The organism is Rhodococcus sp. NPDC077669 (assembly GCF_040686915.1).
Taxonomy (GTDB): domain Bacteria; phylum Actinomycetota; class Actinomycetes; order Mycobacteriales; family Mycobacteriaceae; genus Rhodococcoides; species Rhodococcoides fascians.
On record NZ_JBFBMD010000004.1, the window covers coordinates 155,616 to 176,293 of the forward strand.

The window sequence follows — 20,678 nt, forward strand, 5'->3', positions numbered from 1 at the left end:
GTCGGATTGAAACAGGGAAGAACCCCGTTTTCACCGGGCGGGCTGCATCGCGGGAACCTCACGCGAAGTAGAGCCGATCGACGGTGTCCGTGAACTCAGGAACACGGTTCCCCCTCCCTGTCAGGCGCTCGATCCGGACGCGGCATCGATGCCGATTGTTCGCTCCCCTGACATCGTGACCGAGGCGGCGTTCGGGGGCACGACGGCGGCCGCATCCTGGACCTCCAACACCTCCAGCGGCTTACAAAGATACAACATCGGCGAAGTTCTTTTGTGCGGTAGTCCTAGTGGGCATCGATTGTTCGGGGAAGCTTGTTACAAGATCGCTTGTGTGCGCCACCCGACCGCCGTTTTTACATCGAACGAATGATTGTGATTCGGACCGTCGATGCGCCGAATACCGACCCGAACGAACTTGACGACTGTTTCATTCCCGAAGCCGTCGACGTCGGACGCCGACGAGCGTCGCGATCAACCCCAATGCCGCGGCCAGAATCAGCGCCAGCTCCGCGCCGAAACCGATGCGTGTTGCCGGTGTGAGCGAGCTCCGCAGTTCGACCGTCGATACCAGTACATCCGGCTCGAAGAGCGGGGTTTGCTGCAGGACGTTCCCCTCGGGTCCGACTACGGCACTGACGCCGCTCGTCGCGGCAACCACGACGGTGCGTCCGTGTTCGACGGCTCGCACCCGCGACATCGCCAGCTGTTGATACGTCATTTCGGTATCGCCGAACGTGGCGTTGTTGGTGGGGATCGCGATGAATTGCGCACCCGAACGAACGGACTCGTCGAGGGCCCGATCGAATGCGACTTCGTAACACGTGGCTATTCCGGCCGCTATTCCTGCAGCGTGTACGACACCGTTTCCATTTCCAGGAACGAAATAGCCCGCTCGATCGGCGTATTCCGAAAACAGCCGAAAAAAACTTCGGTACGGCAAGTATTCACCGAAGGGCTGAATGATCTTCTTGTCGTGCCGCTCCCCTGGTCCGTCGGCACCGTTCCACGCGATGACGGAATTGGTGTTCGTGTTGTTCGCGTTGACCAGGACGGTGCCCACAAGAATCGGGGCACCGACGGCAACCGACGCCTGCGTGATGAGCGTCGCAGCGTCGGAGTTGCGCAGCGGGTCGATATCCGATGCGTTCTCCGGCCACACGACGAGATCCGGCGCGGGTTGCCTGCCCGCGTCGACATCGGCGGCCAGCGCCATCGTCTCGCGCACATGGTTGTCCAGTACCGCGCGTCGCTGCGCGTTGAAGTCCAGCCCCAGGCGAGGAACACTGCCCTGAATGGCAGCGATCGTCGCCGTGCGATCGCCGTCCCCGGTGTCGTTCGTGTGCAGAGTCGGGATCAGCGACACCGCAGCGATCGATGCGATCGCCGTGGTCACGACCGGTCCGACGAGCGATCGGGCGGTGACGCGACGCGTGAGTGTCAGCACCAGCGCGGCCAGTCCGGTACCGGTGAGCGCGACCCCGAAACTGAGCAGCGGTGCGCCTCCGATGCTCGCCAACGGAAGCAACCAGCCCTCGGGTTGTCCGAACGCCAGCCGGCCCCACGGAAACCCTCCGAAAGGAACGCTCGACCGAAGCCACTCGGCGGCGCTCCACATCAGGGCCATCGACAGCGGCCACCACGCGCTCCGCGCAACCAGCACGGCCGTCATACCGAACAGACCGAGGAACACCGATTCGGCTGCGGCCAGCGCGAGCCACGGCACCGGGCCGACGTAGACGCCGATCCACGGGAGCAGAGGAACGAAGAAGGCGAGGCCGGCCACGTAGCCGTATCCGAATCCGCCTTTCAGCGACACCGATCGGCGGCCGCCGAACCCCGTCAGAACCAGTGCCAGTACTGCGATGCCGATGGGTGCCAGAAACCAGAGCGTTCGCGGCGGAAAACTGGCGAAGACGAGCGCGCCGGCAACGGCAGCCAGGACGGTCGACAGCGCAGGTCCGTACAGCCGGGTCAGTCGCGCGGTCGAGGGGTTCTCACTGCTCATGAACGACCCGTCCACGGTGCACCGTCATCGAGCAGCGGGGACCGACGGACGACGCCTCGAGGCTGGGCAGCGGTGCCACGCCCGCACGGGGGTCGGTCGACCACCGTTGAACGCTGTCCTTCGGTGCTCGCACGACGAGCTCGTCCACGTCCCACACCGCAAAGGACGCGGGGGCTCCCGGCACCAGTGTTCCGGCCAAACCGTCGCGCACTCCCCCCGCCCGCCATGCACCGCGCGTCGCAGCCGAGAACGCAGCACGGGGCGACACCGAGCTCCCCGGAGTGCGGTGGTTCGCCGCAGCGCGGACCGTCGCCCACGGATCGAGGGACGTCACCGGCGCATCGGAGCCGAACGCCAGCGAGACTCCCGCAGACGCCAGGCGTGCGAACGGATGGAGTTCGGCAGCGCGCTCGGCACCCAGACGCGCGGCGTAGAGGCCGTCGGCTCCGCCCCACGCCGCGTCGAACGCCGGCTGCATGCTGGCGATGACGCCCCACGACGCCAACAGGTCGGCTTGCTGCGCGGACACCATTGCCACGTGCTCGAGCCGGTGTCCGCAGGACGCGACGGCGGGTGTGCCCAGATCGGCGACCACCCGGCCGAATGCAGTGACGGCGGCCGACACAGCGGCGTCGCCGATGACGTGGAAGCCGGCCTGAATTCCGGCCGTCGTGCAGGCGGCGATGTGTGCAGCTATGGCGTCGACATCTGCGTACGACACACCGGTTCCGGGACCATCGGCGTACGGCGAGCTCAACCATGCGGTGTGCGACCCGAGGGATCCGTCGACGAAGATATCGCCTGCCAATCCGTGGGCACCGGTCTCTTCGAGCAACTCACGGGCGCGTTCGGCGGTATCTGCCAGCTCGCCCCAGTAGCCGCGTATTTCGACGCCGTGCTCGGTGTTCATGAGTTCGCGGAAATCGTCGATGCCCGACACCACCGGTCCCGCACATTCGTGAACCGCGACGATCCCGTGCGCCGCGGCGTCGTCCAGCGCAGCAGCCCTTGCTCGGCGTCGGGTGTCGGCGGTGAGCAGCGAGCGAGCGGTCTGCCGAGCACGATGGTGCGCGTCTGCGGTCAGTGGAGACTGTTCGGAGTAGCCGGAAGTGGCGTCGGCAGCGGACGCGGCGAACCGCAACCGGGTGGATACGGCGGCAGAATGCGAGTCGACTCGGGTGAGGTACACCGCTCGTCCGGGAGCAGCCGCATCGAGTTCGGCGGTGGTGGGAGGACGTTGTTCGGACCAGGTCGACTCGTCCCAACCGTGACCCCAGAGCAGTTCGTCTTCCGAGGATGCCGCATGTTCTCGCACCATGCGCAGGCACTCTTCGATCGACGTGGACCGGCTCAGGTCCAGGCCGATCAGCGACAGTCCGAGGTCGGTCACGTGAACGTGCGTGTCCACGAACGCCGGAGCAACGAAAGAACCGGCCAGATCGGTGATGGGAACGCCGGGGTGCAAGGCTCTTCCGGTGCGATCCTCACCGATCCAGCTGATGATTCCGTCGGTCACGGCCATGGCGGTGGCATCGGGAGCCGAAGGACTGTAGATCCGTCCGCCGCAGAACAATTCGGTGGTCACGAGCGACCAGTCTGCCCCTACCGGTGGGGCTTGGGGAAATCCCCGGCAGCGGGATCGACGCGGCCCGGGTCGATCACCTCACCCTCGAGAACGAGCGACGGCCCGGTGGTTCGTGGTCCGCGATTCTCGTCGGCCGTACGGTCGTCGAGTACCTCACCGTCGATGACCGTGGGGCGCATGCGCCGAGTGGACGCCGCGACTCGGGGCAGCCACCGCGCGGCCGCCCACAGCACGGCAGGCCGGAGCAGCCAGCGAGTCGGTGGGATCAACAGCAACAGGCCTACCACCGTGGTCACCAGGCCGGGCACGAACATGGCCACCGACCCTGCAGCGAAGAGTGCGCCGTCGGCCACGGCTCCCTCGGCCGAGCGTTCACCCTGCGATGCGCGTCGCAGGCCGTCCAGTACCCGCCGGCCTTGCGAACGGACCAGCAACGAACCGACCAACGATCCGGCGATGAGCAGCACCACGGTCCACAGCACACCGAGTGCACTGCCCACAGCGACCAGGGCTGCAACCTCGACCACGACGTAGAGCACGAACAGAGCGAGCATGACGGTCCTTTCTTCGCTTGGTCCGTACAACGTCCGGCACAGTCGTTTTTCTCCCGATGCGTCCTGTTTGCCTGGAGATTCTCAGGATCCGGGTCTGACGAGGCCGGATTCGTAGGCGAGTACGACGGCTTGCACTCGGTCACGTACTCCCAGTTTGGTCAGTATTCGGCCGATGTGGGTCTTGATGGTCGCCTCGGACAGGTGCAACACCGTCGCGATCTCGGCATTGGACAGCCCGGTTGCCAGGTGCGCCATGACCTCTCGCTCACGCCCGGTCAGGCCGTCCAGTACCGATGGGTCGACGGCCGGCTCGGTGCGCTCGACGAACCGCGACAACAGCCTCTTCGTGACTTTCGGTGATACGACGGCGTCACCCGCAGCCACGCTCCGAATCGCGGATACCAGATCCTCGGGCGGTGTGTCCTTGAGCAGAAATCCACTGGCTCCTGCCCTGAGCGCACCGAGTACGTGCTCGTCGAGATCGAACGTCGTCATGACCAGAACCCTGGTGTCCGATCCCGATTCGGTGATCGCTCGAGTGGCGGAGACCCCGTCGATCCCGGGCATGCGGACGTCCATCAAGACCACGGCGGGCGCCAACCGTGCCACGGCTTCGATGGCACCGGAGCCGTCGGACGCTTCACCGATCACCTCGATGTCGTCCTGGGCTTCGAGCACCATGTTCAGGCCCATTCGCATCAGTTCCTGGTCGTCCACGACGACAACGGTGATCGGCACCGACACAACCTAACGCCTACTCGATCGGCAGTCTCGCCCGCACGAGCCAGGAGCCCTGGGGTGTTCGACCGACCTGCAACGTGCCCTGCAACACCGCGACTCGCTCCCGCATCCCCACCAGTCCGTGTCCTCCGCCACGGGTCGGTGGCGCCGCACTGCCGGTGCCGTTGTCGGAGATCTCGACGGTGACGGTGTCTGCTTCGCGTGCGACCCGCACGACGGCTCGTGGGGCATGGCCGGCGTGCCGAAGAACGTTCGTCAGCGATTCCTGGACGAGTCGGTGTACGCCGAGACTGATCGCCGGACTGATGTCGTCGAGATTGCCCGTCTGTTCCAACTCGACGTTCAGGCCCGCTCGACTCATCATTTCCACGACGCGGGCCAGACCGGCCGTGCCGTACTCGGGCATGTCGTCCGCGTCGGGGGTCGTTCGCAGCAGTGCGACCGTTCTACGCAGTTCGGCCAGCGCCTGCCGGCCCGTCGCCGAGATGTTGGCCACCGCCTGCTCGGCACGTTCGGGGTTGCGCCGGATGGCATACGACGCCCCGTCGGCCTGGACCACCATCACGCTCACCCCGTGGGCGACGACATCGTGCAGCTCGCGCGCGATGCGTGTTCTTTCCATGAGCACGGCCTCCTCGGCGCGGCGATCCCGGTCGTACTCGGCCACGATCAGTCGGGCCTCCATCGCCTCGTCGTATGCGCGTCGGGCACCGAGGAATTCGGCAGCGACCCACGACAGTGCGTACAGCAGAGCGCTGAACAGCAGCGTCGTGAACAACGGCTGGTGGAAGAGCAACAACGACGACACCGAGTAGGCGGCCACACCGGCGGCGTAGACGGCCCCCTGTGCGCGGCCGACGTAGGCCACCAGGGTGTAGAGCATGATCGGCAACGCCAGTGCGGCCGGATGGCCGTTGGAGGTATCCCCGACCATGGCTCCCCACACGTCGGCGACGAACGTCGACACGAGCGCCACGGCCGCCACGGACCTGGGGAACCGACGCCGCCACGCGACGGGAACGGTCAGGACCACCGAGAAGGCCAGAAACAACGGCCCGTTCAGGCCGTCGGCCGAACTCACGAAAACGAGAATCTCGATGACGAAAAGCCCACTGGCGAGCAGTGCGTCGGCCACGAACGGTTGGCCACGGAGCCACAGGCTGAATCGACGCATGTGATTGAGTTTGCCGTATGACTGTCGCGGACTGGGGATTGTTGATGGCCGCCGCGACGGCAGCAGGATGGGTCGACGCCGTGGTCGGCGGCGGCGGTCTCATTCTGTTGCCGGCGATCTTGCTCGTGGCACCGCAACTGACACAGCAGGCAGCCCTCGCGACCAACAAGGCGACCGCAGTCTTCGGAACAGTCGCCGCCGTCGTCACGTTCGCCCGCAAGGTCTCGCTCGACTGGAAGGTGCTCGTTCCTGCCGGCGCGATCGCGGCGACGACCTCGGCGGCGGGCGCTGCCGCGGTGTCGTTGATCGACCGCGACCTCTTCGTGCCGATCATCATGGTCGTGCTGGTCGGCGTTGCGGTACTGGTGACCTGCCGACCGACCATCGGTCGTACCGCGGCACCGTCGCCCCCGACCCATCGCAAAGTTCTGATCGTGATCGGTCTCGCCGCAGCCGGCATCGGGTTCTACGACGGCATTCTCGGACCCGGCACCGGCACCTTCCTCATCATCGTCTTCGCGACGATGCTGGGCACCGAATTCGTCCGCAGCGCCGCGATGGCAAAGGTGATCAACGTCGGCTCCAATGTCGGTGCGCTGACCTACTTCGCATTCACCGGCAGTGTGTACTGGCAACTCGGTGCTGCGATGGCCGCCTGCAATGTCGTCGGTGCGGTACTCGGTTCGAGGACGGCGGTCGCCAGGGGTGCAGGCTTCGTCAGGATCGTGTTGCTCGTCGTCGTGATCGGCATGGTCCTACGCCTCGGCTGGCAACAATTCGGCTAGCGTCACAGTCGTGACGACACCATCGGACCGGTCGGTCGACGCCGATTTCCTCGCCCTCCCCCTGCGAGAACTTGCCGACGCGGCCCTGAGCGCGGCGCGCACGGCCGGAGCCTCGCATGCGGACTTCCGGGTGCAGCGGCTGACGACCCAGTCGATTTCACTGCGCGACGGCTCGGTGCAATCCGCCGTCGACGCGGGGGAAATCGGGTTGGCGGTGCGCGTGGTCGTCGACGGCACCTGGGGTTTCGCCTCTCACGCCGAGCTGAGTACCGACGCGGCTGCCACCACGGCGCGGCGTGCGGCCGAGGTGGCGACGGCGTTACGCGTGCTCAACCGCGAACGGGTCGAACTCGCGCCCGAACCGGTGTACTCGGACGCGGTCTGGGTCTCGCAGTACGAGATCGACCCGTTCGACGTTCCCACCACCGACAAAGTGGCGCTGCTGGCCGAGTACTCGGCCAGGTTGTCCGCCTCCGACGGCGTCGACCACGTCACGGCGTCGGTGCTGCAGGTCAAGGAACAGTCGTTCTATGCCGATTCGGCGGGCAGCTCGATCACTCAGCAACGGGTACGACTACACCCTCAGTTCGAGGCCACTGCCGTGGACCGAGCGGCCGGTGCGTTCGATTCGATGCGGACATTGGCACCGCCGGTCGGACGCGGCTGGGAATACCTCGGTGAACACAGCACGTGGGACTGGGCGGACGAACTCGCGCGCATCCCGGAGTGGCTGGCCGAGAAGGTCAAGGCCCCGTCGGTGGTGGCAGGTCCGACGGATCTCGTCATCGATCCCACCAACCTGTGGCTCACCATCCACGAATCCATCGGACACGCAACGGAATACGACCGAGCGATCGGGTACGAGGCCGCCTACGCCGGGACGTCCTTCGCCACACCCGATCAGCTCGGAACCTTGCGTTACGGCTCACCCATCATGCACGTCACCGCAGACCGGACCGAGGTGAACGGTCTCGCCAGTATCGGCTACGACGACGACGGCGTGGCCGCGCAGAAGTGGGATCTGGTTCGCGACGGAACACTCGTCGGCTACCAACTCGATCGGGTCTTCGCCCCGAGGCTCGGACTGGAACGGTCCAACGGATGCTCCTACGCCGACTCCGCACATCACGTTCCGATCCAACGCATGGCGAACGTGTCGTTGCAGCCCGATCCCGACACCGACCGGTCGACCGAGGAGGTCATCGCCGCGGTCGAGGACGGTATCTACGTGGTCGGCGACAAATCGTGGTCGATCGATATGCAGCGGTACAACTTCCAGTTCACCGGACAACGCTTCTACCGGATTCGAAACGGTGTGCTCGACGGCCAGGTGCGCGACGTCGCCTATCAAGCGACGACGACGGATTTCTGGGGTTCGATGGAACTGCTCGGAGGTCGCTCCACCTGGAAACTCGGTGGGGCATTCAACTGCGGCAAGGCCCAACCCGGTCAGGTCGCCGCGGTCAGTCACGGTTGCCCGGTCGCACTGTTCCGCGGGGTCAACGTCCTCAACACCCGATCGGAGGCAGGTCGATGATCGAGCCGCAGCAGGTGATCGAACGTGCGTTGGCGTGTGCGAACGTCGACGACACCGTCGTCCTCGTCACCGACTCCAGCGACGCGACGCTTCGGTGGGCGGGCAATTCGATGACCACGAACGGCGTCTCCACTTCGAGGCAGTGGGTGGTGGTGTCCATCGTCCGGAACGGGGACGTGGCGCGGGTGGGTTCGGTGTCGTCCACCAGTGTCGATCCGAGCGAGATCGCGGACGTCGTGCGTGCCAGTGAAGCAGCGGCCCGCGCCGCCGAGCCTGCGGACGACGCGATGCCGCTGCTGACCCCCGATTCCGAGCCGGACGGCTGGGATCGACACGCGCAGGCCACGTCGATCGACGTGTTCGGTTCGCTGGCAACGGAACTGAACGTCGGATTCGACGGCCGAGACACGTTGTACGGATTCGCCGAGCATCGCGTCGACAACGTGTGGCTCGGAACCTCGACCGGAGTGCGACGCACGTTCACACAGCCGACCGGGTCGATCGAAGTCAACGGAAAGCGGTCCGGGGCGAGTGCCTGGGTGGGAAAAGGTACAGCCGATTTTCGCGACGTGTCGGCGGCATCGATGCTCGGAGAATTGTCCACCAGGCTGGGCTGGGCGCAGAACACCGTGGAGCGTCCCGCCGGTCGGTACGACACGGTGTTGCCGCCCTCCGCCGTGGCCGATCTGATGATCTACCTGATGTGGACCATGGAGGGGCGCGGGGCCCAGGAGGGGCGCACCGCACTCTCGCGGGCCGGTGGCACCCGAGTCGGCGAGAAGCTCACCGAGCTGCCGCTGACGCTGCACTCCGACCCGCGCGAGCCCGGTCTCGGGTACGCGCCGTTCGTCGCGGCGGGCTCCTCCAGTGATGCGGTGTCGGTGTTCGACAACGGTCTCGGCATCGACCGGGTCGATTGGATCCGGGACGGCGCGATCGCAGCACTGGCCTATACACGCGCCGGAGCCCGGAAGTTCGAGGTACCCGTTGCCGTCCCCGGGGAGAATCTGATCCTCACCGGCGGCAGCGACACCGGGATCGACGCGATGGTCGCGTCGACCGAGCGCGGGCTGTTACTGACGACACTGTGGTACATCCGAGAGGTCGATCCGACCTCGTTGCTGCTCACGGGTCTCACCCGCGACGGTGTCTACGCCATCGAGGACGGCCGGATCATCGGAGCCGTCAACAACTTCCGGTTCAACGAGAGTCCTCTGGATCTGTTGCGACGTGTCACCGAGGCCGGACGGACCGAGGCGACACTGCCGCGCGAGTGGAAGGACTGGTTCACTCGCACGGCAATGCCGCCGCTGCGCATTCCGGACTTTCACATGTCCTCGGTCAGCGCCGCGCAATAGGGTCTGCGGGGTCGTTCCCGCAGGCCCTGCGTCCGACCGTTACTTGTCGGGTCCGGACAACTCGAGAGCGATGTTGTCGGGGTCGCGGAACTCCACGATGGACAGTCCGGGCCCTGCGTCCTTGATGCCCTCGTGCGCGATGCCGAGCTCATCGAGCGTCTTGACTGCATCCTCGAGCGCGGCACGGGTATCGACGGTGAAGCTGAGGTGGTCCAGCCCACAACGATCTTCGGCGAAGGTGTCGTCGCTCGGCGCGACCGGGCGCAGACCGAGCAAACCCCCGCCGAACTTGTAGATCACGCCGCCGAAGAGGAACCACAGGGCTTTCTTGGTCTCCTCGTCCGCGTCGGGATCCCAGGCGTAGGCCACCTCGAAGCCGAACACCGAGTCGTAGAACGATCGGGATCGGTCGATGTCACTGACGGTGAGTCGGACATGGTTGTAATCGGTCACTGCAATAGGCACGTGGTGCTCCGTTCCGGCAGCAGGGGAAGCCGCCTCATGAAGCATTCGGAACTGCGCATACCAACGATGGTGTCGTCGTGCAGACCGGTTACGCGGGAGTGATCGCGAGCCCGACCGAGCCGCTCTTGCCCCTTCGAAGAACGCTGCCCTTCACGGTGAGCCAGCCCAGGATGCCGTACTTCGACACTATCGCCGCGCGCGCTTTCTCGGTGCCGGCTGCATCGAGGATCTCGGCTGTCGCGTCGACCGCGTCGCCCTGGGGTTTGCCGCGCATGTCGCACGGTGCGAGCAGAACCTTCGAGTTACGGCGAATGCGCTTGACCTTCCACGAATCCGACACCGTCCACACGAGCAGACGATCACCGTCGAGCGCACCCCAGAGCGGGGTCGGTACGGCGGTGCCGTCCTTCTTGAACGTCGTCAGCAGTACGTACTTGCCCTTGGCAATGTCCTCGAAGGTGGCAGTCATACCGAGAAGGGTACGTCGCTACTCCCCCTCGAGCTCACCTTCGGTTTCCAGGTACACCTGGCGCAAGCCGTCGAGAACCTGCTTGTCCGGCTCGGCCCACATCTTGCGCTCCGCGGCCTCGAGCAGTCGTTCGGCAATACCGTGCAGTGCCCAGGGATTGGACTGTTGCATGAACTTCTGGTTCTGCTCGTCGAGCACATAGGTCTCGGCCAACTTCTCGTACATCCAGTCCTGCACCACATCGGTGGTGGCGTCGTAACCGAACAGGTAGTCCACGGTCGCCGCCATCTCGAACGCACCCTTGTAGCCGTGCCTGCGCATGGCTTCGAGCCACCGAGGGTTGACGACCCGAGCGCGGAAGACGCGGGCGGTTTCTTCCGAGAGTGTGCGCGTGCGAACCGATTCCGGCCGCGTGCTGTCACCGATGTATGCCTCGGGCGACTTTCCGGTCAGCGCGCGCACCGTCGCGACCATGCCTCCGTGGTACTGGAAGTAGTCGTCGGAATCGGCGATGTCGTGCTCACGTGTATCGGTGTTCTTGGCGGCCACGGCAATACGCTTGTACGCAGTGCGCATGTCGTCCGACGCGGGTACTCCGTCGAGTCCGCGGCCGTAGGCGAAGCCGCCCCAGGTGGTGTACACCTGAGCGAGGTCGTCGTCGCTGCGCCACGTCTTGCTGTCGATCAGCTGAAGCAACCCGGCGCCGTACGTTCCTGGCTTCGACCCGAAAATGCGTGTCGTAGAACGTCGTTCGTCACCGTGTTCGGCCAGATCGGCCTGCGCGTGTGCACGGACGTAGTTCTGCTCGGGCTCCTCGTCCAACGCAGCCACCATCCGAACCGCGTCGTCGAGAAGGGCGAGCACGTGCGGAAACGCGTCACGGAAGAATCCACTGATCCGAACCGTCACATCGATGCGAGGGCGGCCGAGCTCGTCGAGGTCGATCACCTCGAGGCGCGTCACCCGGCGCGAGGCCTCGTCCCACACCGGGGAGACTCCGAGCAGAGCGAACACCTCGGCGATGTCGTCGCCCGAGGTGCGCATGGCCGAGGTGCCCCACACCGAGAGACCGACGGATTTCGGCCACTCGCCGTGATCCTGGCGGTAGCGTGCGAGCAGGGATTCTGCCATCGCCTGACCGGTCTCCCACGCCAGTTTCGACGGCACGGCCTTCGGGTCGACCGAGTAGAAATTGCGGCCGGTAGGAAGCACGTTGATCAGGCCGCGCAGCGGTGAACCGCTCGGACCCGCCGCGATGAACCCGCCGTCGAGAGCGTGCAACACCTGCTCGATCTCGCGGGAAGTTCCGCGTAGACGCGGTACCACCTCGGCGGCGGCGAACCTCAGAATCTCTGCGACCACGTCACCGTGTTCGCCCGCAACCCGCTCGGCCTCGGCCGGTTTCCACTGCGTCGCTTGCATTGCCGCGACCAGTCCGTGCGCGACGGCCTCGATGCTGTCGACGCGCGTGCGTTCCTCGTCGCCGTCCTCGCTGAGCCCGAGAGCTTCGCGTAGACCGGGCACCGTCTGCTCGCCGCCCCACATCTGCCGAGCGCGCAGCATCGCCAGCACCAACTCGACCTCGGCATCGCCGACGGGCTCCTGGCCCAGGATGTGCAGCCCGTCGCGGATCTGCACGTCCTTGATCTCGCACAGCCATCCGTCGACGTGCAGCAGCATGTCGTCGAACACTTCCTCGTCGGGACGCTCGTCGAGTCCGAGGTCCTTGTGCATCTGTGCCGCGGTCATCAGTGTCCAGATCTGCTGGCGAATGGCCGGTAGCTTGGCCGGATCGAGAGCCGAAATGTTCGCGTGTTCGTCCAGCAGCTGTTCGAGCCGAGAGATGTCTCCGTAGCTCTCCGCTCGCGCCATCGGCGGGATGAGGTGATCGACGAGAGTGGCGTGGGCTCGCCGCTTGGCCTGTGTGCCCTCCCCCGGATCGTTGACCAGGAAGGGATAGATCAGCGGCAAGTCGCCCAATGCAGCGTCGGTGCCGCAGGAGGCGGACATGCCGAGGGTCTTGCCGGGGAGCCATTCCAGGTTTCCGTGCTTACCGAGATGAACCATCGCGTCGGCCCCGAAGCCGCCGTCCTCGCGGGCTGCGGAGATCCACCGGTAGGCGGCCAAATAGTGATGGCTCGGCGGCAGATCCGGGTCGTGATAGATCGCAACGGGCTTCTCACCGAATCCGCGCGGCGGCTGAACCATGATGACCACATTGCCGAATTGCATTGCTGCGATGACGATCTCACCGTCGGGATCAGCGGAACGATCGACGTAGAGATCACCCGGTGCCGGTCCCCAATGTTCGATCACACCCTCGCGAAGGTCGTCGGGAAGCTGCTCGAACCAGGTTCGATACCGGGCCGCCGAAATACGAATGGGATTGCCCTCGAGCTGGGCGTCGGTGAGCCAGTTGGGGTCCTGACCGCCACGGGCGATCAGGGCGTGGATCAGTGCGTCGCCGTCTCGGGCCGCCAGACCGGGCACCGAATCCGGGCCCTCGAGCGGTCCGAGGTCGTAGCCTGCCTCACGCATGTCCGACATCAACGCGATCGCGCTGGCGGGAGTGTCGAGGCCGACGGCATTGCCGATGCGGGCATGTTTGGTGGGATACGCCGAGAACATCAGGGCGATTCGGCGGTCGGCGGCCGGGATGTGTCGGAGCCGCGCATGGCGGACGGCGATGCCGGCAACGCGTGCTGCTCGCTCGTGGTCCGGAACGTAGGTGGTCAGGCCGTCGTCGTCGATCTCCTTGAACGAGAACGGAACCGTGATGAGGCGGCCGTCGAATTCCGGGACCGCGACCTGCGTGGCCACGTCGAGTGGGGAGAGTCCGTCGTCGTTCTCGGACCACGTCGCGCGGGAACTCGTCAGGCACAGACCCTGCAGGATCGGAACGTCGAGGGCGGCGAGTTCGGCGACATCCCAGGCTTCGTCGTCGCCGCCTGCCGAAGCACCGGCGGGTTTGGTGCCGCCTGCAGCCAGCACGGTCACGATCAAGGCATCCGCCGACTTCAGCGTCTCCAGCAAGTCGGCTTCCGCCGTGCGCAGTGACGCACAGTAGATCGGCAGTGCGTTCGCCCCGGCGTTCTCGACTGCGGCGGCGAGGGCATCGATGTAGGTGGTATTTCCGGCGAGATGCTGAGCGCGGTAGTACAGAATCGCCACGGTCGGGCCGTCGGAGTGCTGGGCGGAGTTCCGCTCGAGGTGGCCCCACGTCGGCAGGTGTCGAGGTGCGTCGAAACCGTGACCGGTGAGCAGCACTGTGTCGGACAGAAAGTTGTACAGCTGCCGCAGATTGCCCGAGCCGCCCTCGGCCAGATAGTTGTGCGCTTGGGCGGCGACGTTGGCGGGCACCGTGGAGATCTCCATCAGATCCGCATCCGGGGCCTGCTCGCCGCCCAGCACGACCACGGGCAAACCGGTGGCCAGGACGGCCTCGATTCCCGACTCCCACGAGCGACGCGATCCGAGAATGCGGACGATGATCAGCTCGGCCGATTCGGCCATCGACGGGATGTCTTCCGCCAGCAGGCGGGACGGGTTGCCCCACGTGAAATCGGCCCCACTGGCGCGGGCACTGAGCAGATCGGTGTCCGATGTGGACAGCAACAGAAACACGGGTAACGCCCTCCTCGGGGTTTCGCGCCCCTGGATCGGTGAATCGTCCGAGCTCGTCGGTGAGAGGGTCCGACTCCCGCCCCGTCCCGAAGGCACGATCCTCGAGAACAGGTCCCATGAACCATTCCCGACGGGCTGCTCTCGACGAACTACAGGGCGGTCACGGTGGCGCGACCGTACCGGGATTTCACCGGTTTCCTCTCGGCCGGAGCCGTGAACATCGAATGCTACCGGTGCCGGGACGAGATCGGGCCACCCGTGGCACTTGTAGCCTGGTGAACATGAGTTCGCCCAGTAGGTCCGTGCCCGACGGCTGCCCCGGAGCTCTGTCGACGCACCGAGCGGCGGACGGTCCGTTGGCCAGAATCCGGCTCCCGGGCGGCCTCGTGCTGCCGGAGCAGATGCAGGTCCTGGCCGAGGCCGCGGCCGAGCTCGGTGACGGCTCGCTCGAACTCACGTCGAGGGGCAACATCCAGGTTCGTGCGGTCTCGGACCCGGACGAGCTCGCGAACAGGTTGGCCGCGGCCGGGTTGCTGCCGTCTCCGACGCACGAGCGCGTGCGCAACATCCTCGCCTCGCCGCTGTCGGGCCGGGTCGGCGGACTCACCGACGTCCGCAGTCTCGTCGGCGAGCTCGACGCTGCCGTGTGCGCTCGCCCCGAGCTCGCCGAACTACCCGGCCGAACATTGTTCGCCCTGGACGACGGCCGTGGGGATCTGTGCGGACTCGAACCCGACTTCGGGGTGTACGCCCAGGCCGACGGGTCGTTTGCAGTGCTGTTGGCAGGACGCGACAGCGGTGTACGCGTCGACCGCGAGCACGTGGTCTCGACTCTGCTCGACTGCGCGGATGCCTTCGTCCGGTTGCGCCACAAGGAATGGCGACTGGCGGAACTGGACGGCGGTGCCGCGCGCATCGTCGACGTGCTCGGGTTGCAGGCCGGACCGGTACTGGCCATGCCCGCGCCGGTCGAGGTGCCACCGATCGGCTGGCTCGATCAGGACGACGGCCACGTTGCGCTCGGCGCAGGTCTGGCCAACGGCGTCCTCGGCGCGCGGTTGGCCGAATTCCTCGCGGCCGTCGATCGTCCGCTGATCGTGACGCCGTGGCGATCGCTGATCGTGGGTGATCTGGACGAGGAACCGGCCGAACAGGTCGTTCGAGTTCTCGCACCCATGGGCCTGATCTTCGACGCCGCGTCACCGTGGATCCGAGTCAGTGCCTGTACCGGATCGCCCGGCTGCGAGAAGTCCCTCGCCGACGTCCGAGCCGACCTCGCGGCCGCGGTCGACGCGCGGATGACGCCACGGGACGAGCGGCAGCATTGGTCCGGTTGCGAGCGTCGATGCGGCCGACCCAAAGGCGAGGTGACCGACGTCATTGCGACGGGAATCGGCTACCAGGTGTCCTGAGCACCTGGAGACCGGCTTCCGGCTGAGGGGTCCCTCTCCCCTATCGTGACACGCATGCACGACTACATCCGTGACGGCGCGGAGATCTACCGCCAGTCTTTCGCAACCATCCGTGCCGAAGCGGATCTGTCTCGGTTCACCCCGGACGTCGCCCAGGTCGTCGTGCGCATGATTCACGCTGTCGGTGAGATCGACCTGACCGAGACGATCGGCTTCACGCCCGACGTGGTGGAGTCCGCCCGAACTGCTCTGCGCGCAGGGGCACCCGTGTTGTGCGACGCCAACATGGTTGCCGCCGGTATCACTCGTCGCCGTCTGCCGGCCGACAACGAGGTGCTGTGCACCCTGTCCGATCCTCGGGTACCGGATTTGGCTCGGAGTATGGGCACCACGAGAACCGCTGCAGCGCTGGAGTTGTGGGGTGACAAGCTGGGCGGTGCCGTCGTCGCGATCGGAAACGCGCCGACCGCCCTGTTCCACCTCATGGAAATGCTCGCGGCCGGGGCTCCGAAGCCCGCAGCCATCGTCGGCGGCCCGGTCGGATTCATCGGCGCGACGGAGTCGAAGGAAGATCTGATCGCCGCCGAACTCGGCGTGGAGTATCTGGTCGTCCGGGGCAGACGCGGTGGCAGCCCCATCACCGTCGCCGCGGTCAATGCCATTGCGAGCGAACAAGAATGAGCTCCAGCGGAAAGTTGTGGGGAGTGGGCGTCGGCCCGGGCGACCCGGAGTTGTTGACCGTCAAGGCCGCTCGCGTGATCGGCGAGGCCGACGTCGTCGCCTTCCACAGTGCTCGGCACGGTCGCAGCATCTCGCGCGCCCTCGCGGCCGGTTACATGCGCGACGGGCAGATCGAGGAACACCTGGTGTATCCGGTGACCACGGAGGCGACGGCTCATCCCGGTGGGTATCAGGGGGCCATCGACGAGTTCTACGAGTCCGCTGCCGCACGGCTCGCCGCTCATCTCGACGCCGGCCGATCGGTTGTGCTTCTGGCCGAGGGCGATCCACTGTTCTACAGCTCGTACATGCACATGCACAAACGCCTGGCACACCGGTTCGAGGTCGAGGTGGTTCCCGGCGTGACCTCGGTGAGTGCTGCATCGGCCGCCCTGGCGACTCCACTGGTGGAGCGCGACGAGGTTTTCACCGTCCTCCCCGGCACCTTGCCGGTGAACGAGCTCACTCGCCGACTCCGCGGCACCGACGCCGCGGTCATCATGAAACTCGGTCGAACCTATCCGACCGTGCTCGATGCACTGGAACGATCCGGCAGGCTCGACGAAGCGCGGTACGTCGAGCGGGCCAGTACAGCCGAGCAACGCGTCCTCGATGCCGCCGACGCGGACAACGTGCCGTACTTCTCGATGATCGTCGTGCCGAGTCCGTCGAATCGAACCGAACTTCCCACCAGTACGGGCGAAGTGGTCGTGGTCGGTCTCGGTCCGGGCGACGACGTGTGGACGACGGACGAAGTGCGAGCCGAACTCGCGGCAGCAACCGATCTGGTCGGATACATCACCTACATCGATCGAGTTCCTCAGCGACCCGGCCAGATTCGGCATGCGAGCGACAACAAGGTCGAATCCGAGCGCGCGGCATTCGCCCTCGACCTCGCCAAACAGGGTCGCCGCGTCGCTGTGGTGTCCTCGGGTGATCCGGGTGTGTTCGCGATGGCGACAGCGGTCATCGAGGTTGCAGCCGAACAGCAGTGGAGTTCGGTACCGGTACGCGTGGTCCCGGGAATGACGGCAGCCAATGCTGTTGCCAGCCGCGTCGGCGCGCCGCTCGGGCACGATTACGCCGTCATCTCCCTCTCCGACCGCCTCAAGCCCTGGGACGTGGTGGCCCGACGGCTCTCGGCAGTGGCCGAAGCCGACATGGCGATCGCGATCTACAACCCCGCCTCGAAGACTCGCACCTGGCAGGTCGCGGCCATGAAAGATGTTCTGCTCGAACATCGTTCACCGGAGACGCCGGTGGTGATCGGGCGCGCGGTAGGCAGTGCGCAGGAATCGGTGCGCACCGTGACCCTCGGCGAACTCGATCCCGAGTCGATCGATATGCGATGCCTGCTCATTGTCGGCTCCTCGATGACGACGGTGGTGGAGACCGGAAGCGGTCCGAGAGTGTTCACGTCGCGGCGCTACCCGTCAGGGAGTGACGCGTAGGCGTTCGATCAACCACCGAGCGGCGGCATCGACCTCGTCGACCGTCGACGCCGAGGTGTCGGCGGTGGGTCGCGAGATCATCAGCACGGGAATCAAGGCCGATCGCGCCGCGTCGACCTTGGCGCGGGTCATCGTGCCGCCGCTGTTCTTGGTGACCAGCACGTCTATCCGGTTGTCGGCGAGCATTGCCGACTCGTGCGCGAGGTCGAACGGCCCGCGGCCCAGTTCCAGGGTGGCGCGAGGGGGAACGGCACCGGTCGGTGGATCTATCGAACGAATCAGGAACCACGCATCGGCGACTCCGGCGAAATGGTGAACGCCCTGCCTGCCGATGGTGAGGAACACCCGACTACCCGGTTCTATCGATGCGGCCGCCTCGGGGAGGGATGCCACGGTGGTCCAACGGTCGTCCGTCGACGCGATCCACGGCGGCCGGGTCAGCACGAGATGAGCGACACCGGTTGTCCGAGCAGCGAAGTCGGCATGCGCGGTGATGGTGGCGGCAAACGGATGCGTTGCGTCGACCAGTGCGTCGACGGCGTTGTCTCGAATCCACTGTGCCAATGCGTCGGCACCGCCGAAACCGCCGATCCTGGTATGGCCCGACACCGGCGCCGGCTCGGCGACGCGCCCGGCCAGCGAGGTGATCAACTCGATCCCGGGCACGCCGGCCACGGCGGCCGCGAGTTGCCTGGATTCGGACGTGCCGCCCAGGAGTAGGACCTTCACTGCTCGTCCGCATCCGCCCCGTCGGGCGCACCCCAGGGTTTCGTCACGCACCACTGGGTGACCGGCAGTTGTGGTCGCCAGGTGGTGAAGGAGCCCAACGGCTCACCCCGGTAGATCTGGAACCGGCGCAGCCTGCCGCCGTATCGTGCAGCTGCCGAGAGCAGCAGTGAATCCGATTCTGCGGTCACCGAATTGGCGACCAATCGGCCACCCGGACGCACGGCCGCCCAGCACCGCTCGATCATGTCCGGCTCGGTCGCCCCGCCGCCGACGAACACCGCGTCCGGAACGCCTGCACTGCCGGGGACCTCGTCGAAAGCTCCGGGCGCAGTGCCGAGCACGGCCAACCCGGGCACCCCGAGCCGTTGTGCGTTGGTTGTGATCTGGTGTCGACGATCCGCAGACGACTCGAATGTCACTGCACGACACGATGGATCGGTGCGCATCCATTCGATGGCGATCGTCCCCGAGCCCCCGCCGACGTCCCACAGGACCTCGCCGGGTCCGGGCGCCAACGCACACAGCGTCAGTGCGCGCACTTCCTGCTTGGTCATCTGACCGTCGCCGGTGTACTGCGAATCGGGCAGGCCCGGAACGCGAGTGAGTCTGGTGGCGCCTCGATCTCGAACGCATTCGAGCGCGACGACGTTGAGCGGGTCGGCGTCGGCGAACGTCGATTCCGTCGCCGTCCCCCGGGTGACTCGTTCGGCCGGGCCGCCGAGTTGTTCGAGCACACTCACCGTGCTGGCACCGAAACCGTTGTCACGCAGGAGCGCACACACGTCACCCGGTGTCGAGCTGCCTCGGCTCAGTACGAGAAGTCGACGACCGTGGCCCAGTTCCGGGAGGACGGTCTCGACCGGGCTGTTCACCAGCGACACCGTCGTGGTGTGCGCGAGCGACCAGCCCAGACGCGCACAGGCGAGCGAGACCGACGACGGTGCGGGATACACCCTCAGACGTTCGGCGCCGAATTCGCGAGCCAGGCTCACACCGATACCGTGAAACATCGGGTCGCCACTGGCCAGCACACACACGGTCCGGCCGTCACAGGAGTCGATCATCGGCCGCAGGCTCGGTAGCAACGGACTGGGCCACGCCCGAGCGTCGGCGCACCTGTCCACCACGCCGGCAAGCTGCCTCGCCGACCCGAAGACGACATCTGCCTGCTCGACCACGACACGTGCGACAGCAGACAGTCCGTCCCAACCGTCCGCGCCGATTCCCACCACTGCGATGGGGTGAGGGTCGGGCTCCGCCATCAGCGCGGCATCCTGCGCCACAGCCATTGCGGAAGCAGTCGCATCGCGAAGAACACCGGGCGAAGAGTGCCGGGGATCCACACCGTCGACTTCCGGCTGCGCAGCGCAGCCACCACCGCGGCGGCCACCTGATCGGGTGTGCTGGACATCGGTGCCGGGTCCATGCCCTCGGTCATCGAACCGATGACGAACCCTGGGCGCGCGAGCAACAGATGGACGCCGGTGCCGTGCAGGGAATCGCTCAGTCCGCTGGCGAAGCCGTCCAGACCCGCTTTGGCCGAGCCGTAGACGTAGTTGGCCCGCCTCACCCGGATACCCGCGACGGACGAGAAGACCACCAGATCGCCGCTCTTCTGCGCCCGCAGTACCTTCGCGGCGTGGGTGAGGACGGAAGCCTGGGCCAGGAAGTCGGTCGTGATCACCTCCAGCGCATGCCCGGCGTCGTCCTCGGCGCGCGTCTGATCCCCCAGAATCCCGAACGCCAACACCACGATCCCGATGGGCCCGTGCCGTTCCACGACGGAGCGCAGGATTTCCTCGTGGGTGGCCATGGCGTTCGCGTCGAACTCGACCGCATCGACGGTCGTCGCGCCTGCCTGCAGCACACGTGACCGTTGCGTCGCCAGGTCGGAACTGCGCCGAGCGGCCAGTACGACGGTTCGTCCCGGTGCCAGCCGAGTGGCGACCTCGAGACCGATCTCGCTTCGGCCGCCGAGCAACAACAACGTTCCCGAGGCGGGTTCAGATCGTCTGCTCACGCCGAACAGTCTCTCCGATCGAGCCCCGCTCGTGGCAGTCGGGGCACGT

At 66.3% G+C, this 20,678-nt stretch carries 17 protein-coding genes and 1 riboswitch; of the genes, 6 read left to right on the forward strand and 11 right to left on the reverse strand.

Annotated elements, in window-relative coordinates; all coding sequences use genetic code 11:
- Positions 1–427: 427 nt before the first annotated feature.
- From lnt to AB0P23_RS06950, 5 genes are all read right to left on the reverse strand, one after another.
- Positions 428–2,005, reverse strand: a complete 1,578-nt coding sequence (gene lnt / locus AB0P23_RS06930) for an apolipoprotein N-acyltransferase (RefSeq protein ID WP_206497549.1) — start codon at positions 2,003–2,005, stop codon at positions 428–430.
- Positions 1,995–3,590: an amidohydrolase gene (locus AB0P23_RS06935; RefSeq protein ID WP_032400741.1), complete on the reverse strand. Its 1,596-nt coding sequence runs from the start codon at positions 3,588–3,590 to the stop codon at positions 1,995–1,997. Before AB0P23_RS06935 ends, lnt begins: the two co-directional genes overlap by 11 nt.
- Before the next feature lie 17 nt (positions 3,591–3,607).
- A complete protein-coding gene (locus AB0P23_RS06940) occupies positions 3,608–4,144 on the reverse strand; it encodes an FxsA family protein (RefSeq protein WP_032400742.1) in 537 nt (178 codons plus the stop codon).
- Positions 4,145–4,225: 81 nt separating this feature from the next.
- Positions 4,226–4,882 (reverse strand): response regulator transcription factor, encoded by a 657-nt coding sequence (locus AB0P23_RS06945; RefSeq protein ID WP_027497113.1) that lies wholly within the window; start codon positions 4,880–4,882, stop codon positions 4,226–4,228.
- A 16-nt stretch (positions 4,883–4,898) separates the two neighbouring features.
- Positions 4,899–6,059, reverse strand: coding sequence for a sensor histidine kinase (locus AB0P23_RS06950; RefSeq protein WP_032400743.1), 1,161 nt, complete (start codon positions 6,057–6,059; stop codon positions 4,899–4,901).
- A 17-nt stretch (positions 6,060–6,076) separates the two neighbouring features.
- Between AB0P23_RS06950 and AB0P23_RS06955 the strand changes: the two genes are divergently transcribed.
- Genes AB0P23_RS06955 through AB0P23_RS06965 form a run of 3 tightly spaced genes read left to right on the forward strand, consistent with a single transcriptional unit; the run spans position 6,077 to position 9,739 of the window.
- Positions 6,077–6,844, forward strand: a complete 768-nt coding sequence (locus AB0P23_RS06955) for a TSUP family transporter (RefSeq protein WP_032370548.1) — start codon at positions 6,077–6,079, stop codon at positions 6,842–6,844.
- A gap of 10 nt (positions 6,845–6,854) precedes the next feature.
- Entirely contained in the window at positions 6,855–8,381 is a 1,527-nt protein-coding gene (locus AB0P23_RS06960; protein ID WP_032382028.1) for a TldD/PmbA family protein, read from the forward strand.
- Positions 8,378–9,739, forward strand: a complete 1,362-nt coding sequence (locus tag AB0P23_RS06965; RefSeq protein WP_032372417.1) for a metallopeptidase TldD-related protein — start codon at positions 8,378–8,380, stop codon at positions 9,737–9,739. The genes AB0P23_RS06960 and AB0P23_RS06965 overlap by 4 nt, the downstream gene beginning before the upstream one ends.
- A 39-nt stretch (positions 9,740–9,778) precedes the next feature.
- Here AB0P23_RS06965 and AB0P23_RS06970 read toward each other — a convergent pair whose 3' ends face one another.
- From AB0P23_RS06970 to cobN, 3 genes are all read right to left on the reverse strand, one after another.
- Entirely contained in the window at positions 9,779–10,204 is a 426-nt protein-coding gene (locus AB0P23_RS06970) for a VOC family protein (protein ID WP_027497108.1), read from the reverse strand.
- 88 nt (positions 10,205–10,292) lie between these two features.
- Positions 10,293–10,673 (reverse strand): PPOX class F420-dependent oxidoreductase, encoded by a 381-nt coding sequence (locus AB0P23_RS06975; protein WP_027497107.1) that lies wholly within the window; start codon positions 10,671–10,673, stop codon positions 10,293–10,295.
- Between the two features lie 18 nt (positions 10,674–10,691).
- A complete protein-coding gene (gene cobN, locus AB0P23_RS06980; RefSeq protein ID WP_032372418.1) occupies positions 10,692–14,297 on the reverse strand; it encodes a cobaltochelatase subunit CobN in 3,606 nt (1,201 codons plus the stop codon).
- 67 nt (positions 14,298–14,364) lie between these two features.
- A riboswitch (cobalamin riboswitch) is annotated at positions 14,365–14,496 on the reverse strand.
- 82 nt (positions 14,497–14,578) lie between these two features.
- On the opposite strand from cobN, the gene cobG reads away from it, so the two are divergent.
- The 3 genes from cobG to AB0P23_RS06995 are packed head-to-tail and all read left to right on the forward strand — an operon-like array spanning position 14,579 to position 17,880.
- Positions 14,579–15,709, forward strand: a complete 1,131-nt coding sequence (cobG, locus tag AB0P23_RS06985) for a precorrin-3B synthase (protein ID WP_045841901.1) — start codon at positions 14,579–14,581, stop codon at positions 15,707–15,709.
- A gap of 54 nt (positions 15,710–15,763) precedes the next feature.
- Positions 15,764–16,390, forward strand: coding sequence for a precorrin-8X methylmutase (locus AB0P23_RS06990; RefSeq protein WP_363797122.1), 627 nt, complete (start codon positions 15,764–15,766; stop codon positions 16,388–16,390).
- Positions 16,387–17,880: a precorrin-2 C(20)-methyltransferase gene (locus tag AB0P23_RS06995; protein WP_032372420.1), complete on the forward strand. Its 1,494-nt coding sequence runs from the start codon at positions 16,387–16,389 to the stop codon at positions 17,878–17,880. The genes AB0P23_RS06990 and AB0P23_RS06995 overlap by 4 nt, the downstream gene beginning before the upstream one ends.
- Here AB0P23_RS06995 and AB0P23_RS07000 read toward each other — a convergent pair.
- Genes AB0P23_RS07000 through AB0P23_RS07010 form a run of 3 tightly spaced genes read right to left on the reverse strand, consistent with a single transcriptional unit; the run spans position 17,863 to position 20,629 of the window.
- Positions 17,863–18,609, reverse strand: a complete 747-nt coding sequence (locus AB0P23_RS07000; protein ID WP_206497548.1) for a cobalt-precorrin-6A reductase — start codon at positions 18,607–18,609, stop codon at positions 17,863–17,865. The two genes, AB0P23_RS06995 and AB0P23_RS07000, sit on opposite strands and share 18 nt — an antisense overlap.
- A complete protein-coding gene (cbiE, locus tag AB0P23_RS07005; RefSeq protein ID WP_241257591.1) occupies positions 18,606–19,898 on the reverse strand; it encodes a precorrin-6y C5,15-methyltransferase (decarboxylating) subunit CbiE in 1,293 nt (430 codons plus the stop codon). Before cbiE ends, AB0P23_RS07000 begins: the two co-directional genes overlap by 4 nt.
- Positions 19,871–20,629, reverse strand: a complete 759-nt coding sequence (locus tag AB0P23_RS07010) for an SDR family NAD(P)-dependent oxidoreductase (protein ID WP_206497547.1) — start codon at positions 20,627–20,629, stop codon at positions 19,871–19,873. Before AB0P23_RS07010 ends, cbiE begins: the two co-directional genes overlap by 28 nt.
- Positions 20,630–20,678 lie beyond the last annotated feature (49 nt).

What these genes read in the sequence shown, in the direction of transcription:
- lnt (WP_206497549.1), bottom strand. Translation starts at nt 2,005, where the DNA reads ATGAGCAGTGAGAACCCCTCGACCGCGCGACTGACCCGGCTGTACGGA.
- AB0P23_RS06995 (WP_032372420.1), top strand. Translation starts at nt 16,387, where the DNA reads ATGAGCTCCAGCGGAAAGTTGTGGGGAGTGGGCGTCGGCCCGGGCGAC.
- AB0P23_RS06950 (WP_032400743.1), bottom strand. Translation starts at nt 6,059, where the DNA reads ATGCGTCGATTCAGCCTGTGGCTCCGTGGCCAACCGTTCGTGGCCGAC.
- AB0P23_RS06975 (WP_027497107.1), bottom strand. Translation starts at nt 10,673, where the DNA reads ATGACTGCCACCTTCGAGGACATTGCCAAGGGCAAGTACGTACTGCTG.
- AB0P23_RS06965 (WP_032372417.1), top strand. Translation starts at nt 8,378, where the DNA reads ATGATCGAGCCGCAGCAGGTGATCGAACGTGCGTTGGCGTGTGCGAAC.
- cbiE (WP_241257591.1), bottom strand. Translation starts at nt 19,898, where the DNA reads ATGGCTGTGGCGCAGGATGCCGCGCTGATGGCGGAGCCCGACCCTCAC.
- AB0P23_RS06940 (WP_032400742.1), bottom strand. Translation starts at nt 4,144, where the DNA reads ATGCTCGCTCTGTTCGTGCTCTACGTCGTGGTCGAGGTTGCAGCCCTG.
- AB0P23_RS06955 (WP_032370548.1), top strand. Translation starts at nt 6,077, where the DNA reads ATGACTGTCGCGGACTGGGGATTGTTGATGGCCGCCGCGACGGCAGCA.
- cobG (WP_045841901.1), top strand. Translation starts at nt 14,579, where the DNA reads ATGAGTTCGCCCAGTAGGTCCGTGCCCGACGGCTGCCCCGGAGCTCTG.
- AB0P23_RS06990 (WP_363797122.1), top strand. Translation starts at nt 15,764, where the DNA reads ATGCACGACTACATCCGTGACGGCGCGGAGATCTACCGCCAGTCTTTC.